The sequence below is a fragment of the Bacillus sp. NTK071 genome, from assembly GCF_017303315.1.
Lineage (GTDB): Bacteria > Bacillota > Bacilli > Bacillales > Guptibacillaceae > Guptibacillus.
The window spans coordinates 61,860-75,813 of sequence record NZ_JAFKOI010000004.1; the positions used below are offsets into that span (position 1 = coordinate 61,860).

General features: G+C 39.6%; 16 protein-coding genes. 6 read left to right on the forward strand and 10 right to left on the reverse strand.

Annotated features, from left to right (window positions below):
* Nucleotide 1 precedes the first annotated feature (1 nt).
* Complete coding sequence (locus tag JI666_RS09280) at nt 2-352, reverse strand: hypothetical protein (RefSeq protein ID WP_206891102.1); 351 nt, start codon at nt 350-352, stop codon at nt 2-4.
* A gap of 41 nt (nt 353-393) precedes the next feature.
* Here JI666_RS09280 and JI666_RS09285 point away from each other — a divergent pair, with 41 nt between their 5' ends.
* On the forward strand, nt 394-729 hold the full coding sequence (locus JI666_RS09285) for a DUF1433 domain-containing protein (RefSeq protein WP_206891104.1): 336 nt from the start codon (nt 394-396) through the stop codon (nt 727-729).
* A gap of 228 nt (nt 730-957) precedes the next feature.
* Here the strand turns inward: JI666_RS09285 and JI666_RS09290 are convergent, their stop codons facing one another.
* Nucleotides 958-2,784, reverse strand: coding sequence for a solute:sodium symporter family transporter (locus JI666_RS09290; protein ID WP_206891105.1), 1,827 nt, complete (start codon nt 2,782-2,784; stop codon nt 958-960).
* Between the two features lie 534 nt (nt 2,785-3,318).
* A complete protein-coding gene (locus JI666_RS09295) occupies nt 3,319-4,656 on the reverse strand; it encodes a YheC/YheD family endospore coat-associated protein (protein ID WP_206891107.1) in 1,338 nt (445 codons plus the stop codon).
* A gap of 186 nt (nt 4,657-4,842) precedes the next feature.
* Between JI666_RS09295 and JI666_RS09300 the strand changes: the two genes are divergently transcribed.
* Nucleotides 4,843-6,240, forward strand: a complete 1,398-nt coding sequence (locus tag JI666_RS09300) for a Mur ligase family protein (protein WP_206891108.1) — start codon at nt 4,843-4,845, stop codon at nt 6,238-6,240.
* 25 nt (nt 6,241-6,265) lie between these two features.
* On the opposite strand, the gene JI666_RS09305 is transcribed toward JI666_RS09300, so the two are convergent.
* From JI666_RS09305 to JI666_RS09325, 5 genes are all read right to left on the reverse strand, one after another.
* Nucleotides 6,266-7,369 (reverse strand): YheC/YheD family endospore coat-associated protein, encoded by a 1,104-nt coding sequence (locus JI666_RS09305; RefSeq protein WP_206891109.1) that lies wholly within the window; start codon nt 7,367-7,369, stop codon nt 6,266-6,268.
* 258 nt (nt 7,370-7,627) lie between these two features.
* On the reverse strand, nt 7,628-8,686 hold the full coding sequence (locus JI666_RS09310; RefSeq protein WP_206891110.1) for a hypothetical protein: 1,059 nt from the start codon (nt 8,684-8,686) through the stop codon (nt 7,628-7,630).
* 161 nt (nt 8,687-8,847) lie between these two features.
* Nucleotides 8,848-9,150, reverse strand: coding sequence for a hypothetical protein (locus tag JI666_RS09315; RefSeq protein WP_206891111.1), 303 nt, complete (start codon nt 9,148-9,150; stop codon nt 8,848-8,850).
* Between the two features lie 18 nt (nt 9,151-9,168).
* Entirely contained in the window at nt 9,169-9,822 is a 654-nt protein-coding gene (locus tag JI666_RS09320) for a hypothetical protein (protein WP_206891112.1), read from the reverse strand.
* Nucleotides 9,823-9,862: 40 nt separating this feature from the next.
* Nucleotides 9,863-10,573, reverse strand: coding sequence for a Tle-like phospholipase domain-containing protein (locus JI666_RS09325; protein WP_206891113.1), 711 nt, complete (start codon nt 10,571-10,573; stop codon nt 9,863-9,865).
* Nucleotides 10,574-10,669: 96 nt separating this feature from the next.
* On the opposite strand from JI666_RS09325, the gene JI666_RS09330 reads away from it, so the two are divergent.
* The 3 genes from JI666_RS09330 (at nt 10,670) to JI666_RS09340 (ending at nt 11,970) form a co-directional block, all read left to right on the forward strand.
* Nucleotides 10,670-10,951: a hypothetical protein gene (locus JI666_RS09330; protein WP_136946083.1), complete on the forward strand. Its 282-nt coding sequence runs from the start codon at nt 10,670-10,672 to the stop codon at nt 10,949-10,951.
* A 320-nt stretch (nt 10,952-11,271) separates the two neighbouring features.
* Nucleotides 11,272-11,553 carry a DUF1433 domain-containing protein gene (locus tag JI666_RS09335; protein WP_169525195.1) on the forward strand — a complete coding sequence of 94 codons (282 nt, stop codon included), beginning with the start codon at nt 11,272-11,274 and terminating at the stop codon, nt 11,551-11,553.
* A gap of 72 nt (nt 11,554-11,625) precedes the next feature.
* On the forward strand, nt 11,626-11,970 hold the full coding sequence (locus tag JI666_RS09340) for a DUF1433 domain-containing protein (RefSeq protein ID WP_206891114.1): 345 nt from the start codon (nt 11,626-11,628) through the stop codon (nt 11,968-11,970).
* A 350-nt stretch (nt 11,971-12,320) separates the two neighbouring features.
* On the opposite strand, the gene JI666_RS09345 is transcribed toward JI666_RS09340, so the two are convergent.
* Entirely contained in the window at nt 12,321-12,548 is a 228-nt protein-coding gene (locus JI666_RS09345; protein WP_206891115.1) for a hypothetical protein, read from the reverse strand.
* 342 nt (nt 12,549-12,890) lie between these two features.
* On the opposite strand from JI666_RS09345, the gene JI666_RS09350 reads away from it, so the two are divergent.
* Nucleotides 12,891-13,133, forward strand: a complete 243-nt coding sequence (locus tag JI666_RS09350) for a hypothetical protein (RefSeq protein WP_206891117.1) — start codon at nt 12,891-12,893, stop codon at nt 13,131-13,133.
* A gap of 230 nt (nt 13,134-13,363) precedes the next feature.
* Here the strand turns inward: JI666_RS09350 and JI666_RS09355 are convergent, their stop codons facing one another.
* Entirely contained in the window at nt 13,364-13,558 is a 195-nt protein-coding gene (locus JI666_RS09355) for a hypothetical protein (RefSeq protein WP_206891119.1), read from the reverse strand.
* Nucleotides 13,559-13,954: the final 396 nt, after the last annotated feature.

Genomic DNA, 13,954 nt, shown 5'->3' on the forward strand with positions numbered 1-13,954 from the left:
ATCATGAGAACCGTCCCCACGATTCCCCCTTTTCATATACGAGATTACCATTTTCAATGCTTGCTTCACCAGATGCTAACATCGCGTCTTGTGAAGGAGATCCGACATACTTAGACTTAACTTCAGTTGTAACTGAAGTGGGCATTTCTGTGCCGCGAAAACTGATGACGATTTCGTTTGAATGAAGTTTTTGTAATACATAACCTTGTAGTCCTGTTTCCTCATCGATTATAGTATCAATAGGATACCATGTTACTCTTTCTCCATTAATGTTTATTGGAATACTCTTTAGATCATCTTTGTATGTAAGTCTAGATATTTCGACAGCTTCGTAATCAACTAAATTTTTCATATTAATAAACTCCTTAATGAATTGATAAAGAGGTGATTTTATTGAAGAAAATAAATGGTATTATTTTGCTTTCAATTATACTATTAGGAGGATGTAATGTGAACTCATCCAATCAAACTTATGATAATAACACAATTGAAAAAGCAAGAGAAAGTGTTGAAAGCTATTTTAGAAATAATTATGATAACGTAGAAAAAATAAAGTTTAGTGAAGACACTGATGATCCAATGGGTGGTTTAATGATAAACGGCACTATTAATGACGCTGATTTTTCAGCAAGTGTAAACCCTGAAGATTTCACTGTGAATAGTGTAGGTGAAACAGAAGGATTTCCTGAAGTGAAAAAAGAATGCCAAGAAAAAGTTTGTGATTATTAACAGAAGCTAATAAAATACCTTTTAATTAGAAATGTCCAATTTGCAATTGCAACGGGAATCATCGGGGACGGTTCTAGTGATTCATCATCTAATTAATAAAAGACCAGGCGAGCTAAATACTGATGTATATAGCCGACTGGTCTTTCTTAGCTCATATAGATGGACTGAAAGAATCATGAGAACCGTCCCCACGATTCGTTAAAAAACATGAGACAGAGGAATCTTCCCCTAAACATCTTTCTCACTAAAATAATTCACCTGAGGCCTTGCCCCTCTCTGACCCCCAACCTCTCGTCCTTTTTCTTTCACTGCATCTTTCGCTCGTCGAACGGCATGGCCATACTTACGCTCCCAGCTTTTAGTCGCAGCGGCGAACGCAATAAGAGTTACGACTGCGAGCGCTCCTGTCGCTGGTAAGAAGGAAGGCGAGATCATACCATCCGCATACGCGACGCCTAGTGGTGAGAAGACGAGATATGTTTCGCAGATGCTTGCGATAAGTAGAATACCTGCAGGAACGCTGTACTTCCACGGCGTCATGTTAACCTTAGACGCTTTCGGGAAGATATACGCGTTTTCTTGCGGTTTCCAATACGCAATACCAAACATGATCGCGACTTCAGCTACGAATAGAATGCCGTAGATATGGATGAAGTGGATGTTAAGCGGAAGACCGAATAGTTGCTCCGTTCCCCATACCATCATATAGTAGGCAACAACATGGAAGATGATGGCTGCTTTTGCGGCTAATGCCGGTACCTTTTTCGATAGAATACCGATAAGTACGACGGCAACGATCGGGATGTTAAAGAAGCCTGTGAATTTACGAATCAAATCCCATAGTCCGTTCGGTGCATACATGAGCATCAGTGACACGAAGAATGTGACAAGCGCGATGATCGAACCGAACCATTTACTTGCGGTGATGAGCTGTTCATCTGTCGCATTTTTCTTCATTGCCGGTTTGTAGATATCGAGTGCAAACATCGTCGATGCACTGTTTAGTAGCGAGTTGTACGAACTGAGAACCGCACCAAGTAAGACAGCGAGGAAGAAGCCTGATAAGTAGGATGGTAGCACGTTCATCACTAGAGTAGGATACGCCAGGTCGACGGATTTTAGATCCCCACCATATAGGTGAAACGCGATAACGCCAGGCACCATCATGAAGATCGGAATCAGAAGCTTAAAGAATCCTGAGAAAATAACGCCTTTCTGACCTTCTTTTAAGCTTTGTGCCCCTAGCGTGCGTTGAATAACGTACTGATTCGTTGCCCAGTAGAACATATTTGCGATAATAAGTCCTGTGAAGATGGTACCGAATGGAACGGAATCTTCTGGACCACCGATTGCATTAAGCTTCTCAGGGTTTGTGGTGGTGATTGTTTTGACACCATCAAGAAAAGCACCGTTTCCGAGTGCGATCAGTCCGAGGATCGGAACAAGCGCCCCTACGATAAGTAACCCAACGCCGTTGATTGTATCCGAAACGGCAACCGCTTTTAGGCCACCGAAGATCGCATACACAGCGCCGATAATGCCTATCCCCCAGATCACGACCCAGATCGACTGCGTATATGTAATGTTTAATATATTCGGTACATCAAAGAGCTTAAGGACAGCGAGTGCCCCTGAATAAAGCATAGAAGGAATCGTTACCAGTACGTACCCAACCATAAACAAAACGACGGTATAGCGTCTGACCCCTTCATCAAACCGTTTACTTAGAAATTCAGGAAGTGTGGTAATCGACATGTTTAAGTACTTAGGCAGCAAATAAAGTCCCATCAGAACGACGGCTACTCCTGCTGTTACTTCCCATGCCATGTTAGAAAGGTTCGTTCGAAACGCCTGACCGTTCAACCCGACCAGCTGCTCAGCCGACAGGTTCGTTAACAAAAGTGAGCCAGCAATAAAGCCACCGCTTAGACCCCTTCCTGCTAGAAAATACCCATCCGAACCACTAGTGGTACCTCTTGTCTTTCGATAAGCTATGTATCCAACAAGCACCATGAATGCTATACACGTTAGCAAAGTAAACCAAAGTGATTGCATCTTCTCTCCTCCTCTATCCTACGAAAAAATGTTTCTCGTTTTAATGTAATAGGAGAAATAACCTTTTTTACTTTGAAATAAACATTATTTTCAAATAGAGATAAGAAAGAGGAAGAAGTTAGTACAAAAGACACGTACCTTGGAAGTCATTTGACCTTCAAACCGATTTGGAGGAATACGCCAAAGGAATTGTATCTGTAACGATTAAATTCAATGGCAATACCAAGAAAAAGGGACAGATGAAAAAAGCAAAGACCATTTTAATAATCGAATGATTAATCCAATCTGTCGTCACCCCTCTGAATGCCTATAGGATGATATTGTAATATAAGAAATTGTATGTACGGTTGGCCACAATGAAAAGAGAATGGTAGCATACTGCTTTCTCCACTATGACCAGTAAAAAGATTCAAACAGCCATCAAGAATCATACCCACCTCGAACGGTTTAGTAGTTTCGTCATTGACAGCCCTTGGATCTTTTATAATTCTATTAAAGAAGCCTCAACGTTTAACCGTCATAAAGACCCCTCTCCTAAAACCCACCCAAATACCTCGCATACCTCATATTCTGAAACCGACAGTTATAAAATGCTTTGCGATCTTCCGCCATTAGAGCGATATACGGATCAGGGTTTTGGTGATTGATTTCGATGATAGAGATGTTGCACTGATCGTCGAGGCCAATGTCGACACCGATGTTGCCTAGATGATAGCCTTCCCCTTCAATTGTTTGAATCGCTGCTAAGACAACGCGTTCCATCTCTTCTTCTACACTCTGAACCTCTTTGTCTGTTAACTTCCATACGTTCTTTAACGTTTTCGCTGCTTGTTCAGAATAACCGCCAGCGGTGATGTTGCTTACGATTTGACCTCGTGCTCCGTAGCGTGAGTAGATTCCTAAGTTTTGCCACTGTCCTTTTTGATTCTTTGCGGCCATAACACGAAAGTCGATGACGCTTTGTTCGTGGGTTTTAAGTGGAATCGTTTGTTGGATAAGGAATGCATCCTGTACAAGGTGCTCTTCGAAGAAGCGAGAGCTATCTACTTCGTTCGTGAGAACTTCCTCATGGCTTTTGTGATTCACATCGTATTTGACGACGATATGCGGTCCACCTTTTACAACATTGTAGATTCGTTTTCCTAACCGTCCATTTAATGGTTTGATATAGACGCTTCCATGCTTGTGAAGCATTTCACGGATATTATGAACATCCTTGTAGAGCGCTGTTTCTGGGAGGTAATCCTTAAACTGTGGGAGAAGCATTTGGTACATCTCCCATTTTGAGAAATGGGGATAGTTGAAGACTTTTCCACCTAGCACTAATTCGAAATGCCTCATGTGTTCATGGAAGGCTTTCCATGATGACGTTAAGCTTGGTTCTGCAATGGACATGACAACGCTTGGAAAAGGGAAGGTTTTCCATTGCCATGTCTTTTTCTTTGGATGATACAGAAATCCCTGAATCGTACCTTTCTCTTTATTAATCCCTTCGATTGAAAAGACCGCTATTGCTCCACCAATATAGCGATATCCTTTCACAAAGCTGTTATACGTTGGTAGCATTTCTGCTACTTTACTGTTCGTTAATTCGCTAAGAATTCCAATAAAAGGTCCAATCGTGATCTTATTATCTTGAACGACTAGTTCATAGGTACATGATAATAGGATGCCAAGTTGTTTCATAACGTTGCTTGATAGATAGACTTCATTCTCTTTGACAAGATCAGAATAATACAAAGTTACGTCCAAAGACTTAATTCCAAATTGGATGCGACGGGTCTCTTTTGAACGCCCTGACCGACCAAGCATCGTTGCCTTCGATACAATCAACGTATTATCTTTTTTCAGGTATGGTTTAATAACATACATTCTACTCCCCCGCTCCAATGTGCCATATACAGACCGTATCTGTTTAGCTACTGAGGTAGTATATGCTTTTGGTAGTAAATAGGAATGTGCTGCCTATCGATTGGAAGGAAAAGATGATGGATTAGCCCTTACAGAATTCTAGTAGTCCGAATACGATACATAGAAGTCAATTAAGAGAGTAGGTTAATGATGAAGAACCTTCCATTACATCAGATTATTCCTCTACTAGAAGGAAGAGTTATTTCTGGAAGTACAACGAAAACAATTAAAAACGCTGCGAAATATGGCGAGCATCTCATTACGGATCATTCGCTGGTATTTATCCTTAAAAGAAAAGACTCCTTACCTTTACCATCAGGTGTGAACAATATAACCGTTGTCACCTCAAATCCAAAGGCACTCAAGAATGTGAGAAAAGATGTTACCGTACTTTATGTGGCTAACGTGAAAAAGGCGTATTATCGATTTGTCTCCTATTATCGAAGCTTATTTCAGATTCCAGTCATCGGCGTCACTGGTACTTGTGGAAAAACAACTACAAAAGAAATGATTACATGGATTCTAAAGGAAAGACACAGCGTTGTGAGTACTAAATTAAGTCATAATGGCTTAGCAAGGAACCTTGATTATTTACTCGAGATTGATGACACAACCGACAGAGCTGTTTTTGAAATGGGTGTCTCAGGTCCGAACCAATTACTCTATTCAGCTCATTATTTTCGCCCCCAAATCGGAATCATTACCGCAATTGGGACAGATCATATCGAAGGATTTAGAAGTCAGGATGCTTATATTAAAGAAAAAGCATATATGTTGGAAGCCGTCGGAGAGAACGGAACGATTATTATAAATCGAGATGATGAAACGATTCGAAGCCTTGATCTACGTTCGTTCAGCGGTAAGGTGATTTATTATGGCAAGGATTCGACTGCGCATTACGGTGCACATTCCATCACCTTTAACCTTGAAAAACAAGGGATGGATTTCAAGTTCGTTTGTCGAGATGGAGAATACGCTTGTTTTGTACCAGGCTTTGGGACGCACAATGTTTCGAATGCACTAGCTGCCATTATTGCTGCGTCTCTTGCGGGTGTAAGGATACAAGATGCGATCCGTCGTCTTAAGTCATTTCATCATATCAAAAGTCATTTGCAATTCCATGAAGGGAAGAAAGGTAGCTTACTAATTGATGACACTTGGAACACAAACCCCACTTCGATCGAAGCGGCGTTAGAAGTTCTCGTTGAAACAGCACAAGGAAGAAAGACGGTTGCGGTGATAGGCGAAATCGAAGAGCTTGGGTCTTACGCGGAACAAGAGCATCGCAAAGTTGGCTCGCTTGTCGCCAAGAAGAAAGTGGATCTTCTCATCGCTGTTGGAAAGAACGCCCTACCGATTTGTAGTGAAGCGGCCAAGCTAGGGATGAATCCTCAAGCAATTCACTTAATCACCACCCAATCGGAGTTACTCGCGCTATTGAATCAAGTCGCATCGCCTAACACATCCATTCTATTAAAAACATCGATGCGAAGATCGTTTCAGAACACGTTACAAGCATTAGTAGCAAAATCAAAAAAAGACTGATCAGCTTTTGATCAGCCTTTTTTTCTTATGAGTTACTTGCACGATCAGTTAAATACTTGCCGTATTCAATCGGTGTACGAAAGACAGATTCCCACGGTTGATGGATCAATTGTCCATCTATAAACAAGCCGCTCACATAATCTGATATAAAATTACACTCGATAAAGTAGGGCTTTCCCTGTTTGGTTAGACCAATATCGAATCCTAGATCAGCGAGTAGTGGAAAGTGGTGATCGAGGGCTTTCGCTGTTTGAATGGAAAACTGAGAGAGATGATTCACAAGGGTTTGATATGGAATGGTAGGGTGGGAGTGCCTTGCCACTTCTTCAAACGTATACGTTGTGCCACCCTGCGCTCCATTCGTAAGAAAATCTTTTCCTTGAGCCACTTTACACATGATCCCAGATACCTGGAATTCCCCTCTCCCATTCTTTTGCACAGCTACCCTTAAATCAAATGGATTGCCTTTGTAGTCTGCCAGTGGAATCATCTCTTGAATCATATACGTATGTGAACGAAGGCGCTTGATTAATAGAGAAGGTATCACTTGCTTGAAAACCACTTGTTTCACTTCTTGATCGCCATCTGTTTTATAAGAAAGGCACCATCCACTTTTCACACGCTCTAGCTTCATCGCCCCCATACCAAATTCTCCGTAGCTTTTCTTCAGAATAAGTTGCTTATGAGTAGAAGCCAGCTTATTTAAGTTCTCGACAGTAAACAACTCAGTTTGAGGCAAATGATTTTTAATCCCAGGATGCTTAAGAAGGATTTGGTGGACTTTGTATTTCTCCACATCATAGTTCGGCACATTATAAACGATGTGTCCCTTTCTCATTAATGATTTAATATGCGAACGATAAACAGGCAGAACATCGAGAACCCTTGTATAAATCACTTTTGGCGCAGGAACTTCTTTTAGAACAAACGCCTGATGTTCGAACACGTATGCTTGTAAGGTAGACACTCCAGGTTGAACATCAAAGAAACGGAAGTAACACGGAATGAGACCAAGTTCTCTCGCTGCCTTTTCCCAAATCATAACCATCCCTAACGTGCCACCCTGTAATCCAGGCATCGCTTCATAAGTCGTTTTGGGAAGAATAATACCTATATAGTGATCGCTCACAACTATCTGCCCCTTTCCCTTTACTTTATTACGGATAGGGGCAGAGGTGTGCCTGATCGAAGCGTCATACCTTGTCATTCTACCTTATTTTTTCTAAAATCATGCTCCTTTGCGTTTGATGTAGGCCACCAACCCTAACTACTCGTCAAAATGAATCTCCAAAACCTCTCTCGCCTTACCATCTAACGTAAATCTCATTACGTGTGGAGCATCGCCATACGGTTTTTTCATAGTCACTTCCCACATGTTCTCATTCTGCTAATAATCGATATTAGGCGTTTCCTTCAATGCACGATCGTACTCTTCATCCGTTACCATCTCCTTCTTACCATCCTTGATTAGGACGTACCCTCCGTTTTCTTCATAACCAATGTTGTCTCCTGTATGGTCCTTGAACCACTGTTCAATCTCTGGAGAATCCTTAAGCGCTACATCCAGAATGGTTGATTCGGTAACATTATTGTTAAAAACATCGAATAGAAAATGCTCGTATACGCTACACTTCGGACTACAAACATCAACAACAATCGCCTCTACTGGAAGTTCGCTTTTCTCAAGCTTGTGTTTCCCTGCGGTATCAATCCGATAATTCATCCCATTTGAGATCCCGAAGCCTGATCGTCTTCCATCTGAACGTAATGTATATGACTCGACACCTTTGTGCTCAAGCATTGGTTTCTTAATGAGATCAATCTGGGCAAGAAAGAATACTGCTTCCGTGTAAGGTGGTTCAACGCTTTGGTAATACTGCACTCTTTCTTCCTTACGTCTATTCACGATAAGTTTTTCATCATCTTCTGAAAGCCTGATACGGTAATGGATCTCCTCGGAAAAAGCATTCTCCACCACATCCATTTGTAAATCTGTCATCTTTCCTTTATCATTCATTATCATTTTAAAGTGTGTGATCTTCCCACCTTGTTCTATGTCGTTCAACTCGTTATGTACATTCTCCCATTCTTCGACCAAACTTCCACTATAGAAATTCGTATTCTTTAACTCAATTTCTCTTGGCCATTCAAAAATGGTTGATTGAATGAAAGGAATGAGTAGGGATAAAAGATAAATGACCACTCCGAGGTACGCCGCTCGTTTCTTCACCTTCGAATTAATCTTGATGTTTCTGAAAAACAATAAGAAAACCAAGAAACCAAGTGGTAGCTTCCAGTCACCCAATTCAAAGGTGAATCCACCTAGAATAGCGTAGCCGATAAGTTTCAATAGTAAGTATGGTTCTGATTCCTCTGACTTAAGGTATAGCGTGATAATCGTAACTGTTATTAAAGTATAAAAACCTAGTCCTAAAAGATTGTTCATGTTGTCTCCTTGCTAATTGAATTTTTTCATGAATACTCTTTACCGTTACATTAAAATAGAAAAAAGAACTTTCGTTGGAGAAAGTTCTTTTTCAAAATGTTGGTGTACGCTTTACGGCAAAATAAAAAGGATGTCCCTCTGAAACGAGACTCTCCTACTCATTATCGAACCTTAATGCTATCATGAAGCATTTCATAAATCATTTTCACCTTCAGCAACTTCATTTGATTTTCCTCAAACCGCTGCACTAGCGCCTTATTCGCCTGACCATCAAAGTTATGCTCAATCTGATTAACGATTGCTTTGTGTCGCTCACTAAGAGAGCCTACTGCATAGCAATGTTCAAGATGAGAGGTTAAGAGATTAGCCTCAGATTCTAAGTCGTTCTTGATCTGAGATCTTAGATCATCCTTTTGGCGCTGTCTTTCCCAGTAATCGTTCCACCAGTCAAAATCAAAGTCCATTTCGTCACCTGCTTTATATTATGATTCGTACCGTAGCCACTGTGCTAGTAATTGATCAGCTCGCATCAAGTCATCGCTCATTCGCTTCATATTGTAAGCAATATCCGCTGTATCCTGATGCGTATCACCAAGAGATGCCATTAAGCTATCGAACATCTGGATATCAAATAGCATGGGTACACCGTCTAACGGAGATTTTGTAAACTCATGAAAATACCCTTCCACATCAGCTGTATTTAATTTATCGAACCGACCACTGCCGACAGCATTGATGTATTTGCGTTTGATATCTCGCATCGAATTCATATACATATCCAGGAAATCTAAGAGCGCCTGTTTCGTTGCTTCAAGTTGCTCCTCGCTTTGCTTCATTTCTTGCACATACATTTCCATTAAGCTTTCTTGAATTTGGATGTGGAAGTCAGAGACACCGCTGTTTTTAAGAGCGAGTGGAGATAGGGTGAGCTTTCCTTGAATGTTTTCGTCGAAGAGAGATTGTGGAAGGAAATATCCTTCCTCGTCATACATACTACCAGAACGATAGTTTTTAATACCGTGAGTTTCAAGCCAAGGCATACTACTCTCAGCAGGATCACCCATATAATAAACCGATCCCACAGACTTATCGTAAAATGTTCCAACCGCGTCATCAGGGTACGTATAGCTGATCACATTATCTTTGAATTCACCATTAATGGCTCTTTGCTGTTGTTCAGGTTAATAGCGAATAGATGTCCGCCGCTGCAAAAGTAACCGCATTTGAATCATTGGTTACTGCAAAATATTGCGCTAACCCTCCACCTAGAGAATGACCAACAAAATTAATGTTTTTCGCTCCGAATTTTTTTACATAGTGATCGACTTTCTCTTTCGCTTCTGTGAACTGATTTTGATGAACATATGTAATTGTACCCGCTTTTGAATCCAATTCAGCACTACCACTTGTTAGACTCGCATCCTGAGAAGGGGTTCCTAAATAGGCTGTTGTCCCATATTTCTTTTTGGTATAATTAGAATCGCCAAGGACGATTCCTTCTAGGTCTTCTGTGACATCTTTATCCGATTCAACTATGTCAGTATTATTCACTGTATTTTTCTCATATACGAGATTTCCATTTTTGATGCTCGCAGTTCCTGAAGCTAACATTGCGTCTTGAGAAGGTGAGCCGACGTATTTGGTCTTAACTTCGGTTGTTACTGGAGTTGGCATTTCTGTGCCGCGAAAGCTGATGACGAGTTCGTCGGAAATAGGGTTTTGTAGTACATAGCCAAAGAGACCAGTTTCTTCGTTTTGAATTTTATCTATGACATGCCATGATTCTATTCGATTTGCATTGATGTTAACTTCTACTACTTCTAAATCATTTGAATATGTATCTTCAGAAATACGCATAGCCGCTTTATCAATTATAGTAGTACCCATAACTAACCCCCTTAAATTCCTAGACTGAGGTGAATTTCATTGAGAATACTCGTAATAATATCCATCGGAATTATTATACTATTAGGAGGATGTAATGTGAACGGTAATAATGACACCACTTACGATAAAGCTACCACAGAAGAAGCTATTACAACTGCTAAAAGTTACATGATAAACAACTTCTCAGTTGAAAATGTTGCCCTAGGAGAACCATACCAAACAGAAATGGGCGGAATGGCAATTGATGGTACCGTTAATAATGATGAGAAGTTTACGATTAATATCAATGAAGATTTTACAGTTGATGGGTTAGCAATAAGAAGCAAAAACTTTCCCCCTAGAAAAAAAGGCTGTGAAGAAAAAGTTTGTGAGTATTAATGTGAAAACCCATCGGAATTTACAATGTTCATAACATACTAAAGGTCATGCATTCTGATAGTTAGTGTTCACAATCATGGGGGACGGTTCTGCTGATTCATATTCTATTTAATAAAAGACCAGGCGAGCTAAATACTGATGTATATAGCCGACTGGTCTTTCTTATGCTCATAATGGTGGATTGAAAGAATCATGAGAACCGTCTCTATGATTCTCATAATAATTCTCTCCCTTTTTAAAATCGAAAGTAAGGAGGTAATACTATCTACAAATTCCTATTTTTACCCATAATATTGATTATACTATTAGGAGGATGCAGTGTGAACTCACAAAGTGAAAACTTTGATGATGAAAAAAAGGAAAAAGCTAAAGAAGCAGTTAAGAGTTTCGTAGTTAGCAATTATAAGGATATTGACACTGTTGAAATAACCAAACTTCACCAAAGTGAAATGGGCGGACTAAATATTGAGGGTACTGTTAATCACGGGAGAGCTCAATTTAAAGCTGGAGTTAGAAATGATTTTTCTATCGGTAATTTAAGTGTAGGAGATGAATTTCCTGATATAAAAGAAGAGTGTAAAGAACGATTATGTGCATATTAATATGTATTGATCAAAAAAATGAGTGTCAAAAGAAAGTTTGCTAGAAACGTGTTGAGAAAGGAAAGAATTCTATTGAGAAGATGGTTAATCTCTTTGGCTTTATTACTTATCCTACTTGTTGGGTGTGGCGTAAACTCACCAGGTGAGAACGATGATGAAACGATCTCGAAAGCAAAAGATACGGCTGAAAGCTACCTGATTCATAATTACTCTGATATTCATCAGATCGAGTTTGATGAAGACTCAAGCAACCCCATGGGTGGTGTGATGGTTTCTGGGATCGTAAACGGAAATGAGAAGGCAAACTTTTCGATTGACATAGAAGTGGAAAACAATTTCTATGTAGGAAGCATTGGAAAAGGCGAAGAATTTCCTGAACGAAAAAAAGAGTGCATTGAAAAAACATGTGACTATTAAATTACGAATCATCGGAATCATCGGGGACGGTTCGAGACCAGTGAAAGAGTAGTCACTTTCTTAAAATGAGCTTTTTAAGGGGTACTAAAATGCCTCGCCGTATATTAAACGAGCCTTAAAAGCTATTCTAGAGACTCGTTTTTCTCCATTGTTTTTCATTGTAAAAAAAGTTGGACTTTACACCAGTCTCGGACGGTTCTGGTGATTCATTTTCTATTTAATAAAAGAAAAGACCAGGCGAGCTAAATACTGATGTATATAGCCGACTGGTCTTTTTCATACTCATTTGGATGGGTTGAAAGAATATTGAAAGAATCATGAGAACCGTCTCTATGATTCTCCTAAAATTATCAGTGAAAAGAGCCTAAAAAGTAATTGATGAAAATAAAGACGATTGAAATGAATCCAAGTGAGGTCAATGTCACCAATACGATCTTTCTTTTTTCCTTATAGGATAGATGAACAATAACGAAATAGATTGGAGTGACGACTAGAATAAAAAGAATTCCTCCAACTATATCTTTTGTTACATAAACCACTGGGTCTTCATTAATGATGGCATAAATAATAAAGTGCAAAAGCCATGATCCTAGCATTGTATAACCTAATATATGCATGATTTTTTTAGAGTCGATACGCTTGCATCCTTTTTAATTCAAATTATGTAAAAAAACTATATTAACTATCCTATTAGTGAAATACTCTTTGTGGTCTCCTCTCAAACATTAACATAATTAACCAGCTTGAACTCGCTGAATTCATAGGAGAATTGGCATAAATCTATCGCTCGACCCCTATCTTATACGCACTATTTTCACGCAATCAACCATCTCTCTATTTCCAAACTCACACAAAACAAGCTTAATCCTCACTCAATTCGGGTAACAATAGCAATAGTAATTAATTGAGGAGGTTACATTATGGATGCTCATGAACGAGTTCAAGAATGGATTCACTCAACATTTGATACCAAAGACGTTACAGTTCAACATGATGATTCGTTACCTTATGGGCAGCGTGTGTTGTCGGAACGTGATGATGATTATGCGATCGTCTTCTTTGATGAATCGTCCGATCAGGTTTTATGTTCTTTCAAAGAGTTAAATCATCTTTTTTTCCGCGTAGACCCTATCGTTGAATTTGCGGAAAGGCACTGCCAATGAAGTGTTCCAAGAGAGACAGAACAATCATATAGCTATCCTTTTCTGATCTACTACTCTATTTATCAAAGACTGATTGATAGTAATTCAATTAAGATGGAAAAGGATAGCTTACTTGTTTCTTTCCATCATGAAGGCGAATCGGCCTTTTACCGTTTGTGTATACATACTACTATCCCTTACCGTTAACAAACCACATATGTATCACTTCTCCAGATTGGGACCGTAATTGCTCAGGTCGCAATCTTACACGCACTTTCCTCCGAATCAATTAAAGTAAATCCATCATGTTGTGTGCTCCAAAACTCACTTCCGTATTCTTCCATCCAATAACTAACTTCAGTGGTAAATAAGCCATCTCTTCTTTTGATGATCTGCGCTTTATATTTCTTGCTTGGTGAGAATATTTCATTGATTACTTCTGCCATTGTTTCATCAACCTCTCCTTTATTAAGCCGCATTCCAATGCAACATAGATCCTTTTTTATGTAACTTACCGTTTCAGAACAACGCCTTATCTTCCTTCTAATGACATCCAGCTTTTCCAGTTCTATACTAACCTTAAGAAAGCCACACAGTAAAGGAGGAAGATAAGTGAAAGTCTCACTCGACGTCGACTTTTACCTGTACTTCAAAAATGAATCGAAAAAAATGAACGAAGACCTACAGCATATTAAATAAGACGCTACTATATGAACAAAGGGGTCTGGCACGTGCCAGACCCCTTTGTTGATTTGCACTATACAAATTGAATGATCATCACTTATCTTTGTTTACATTCTTTCTAAGTAAATAAAGCCACATAGCACAATAGAAAATGATCG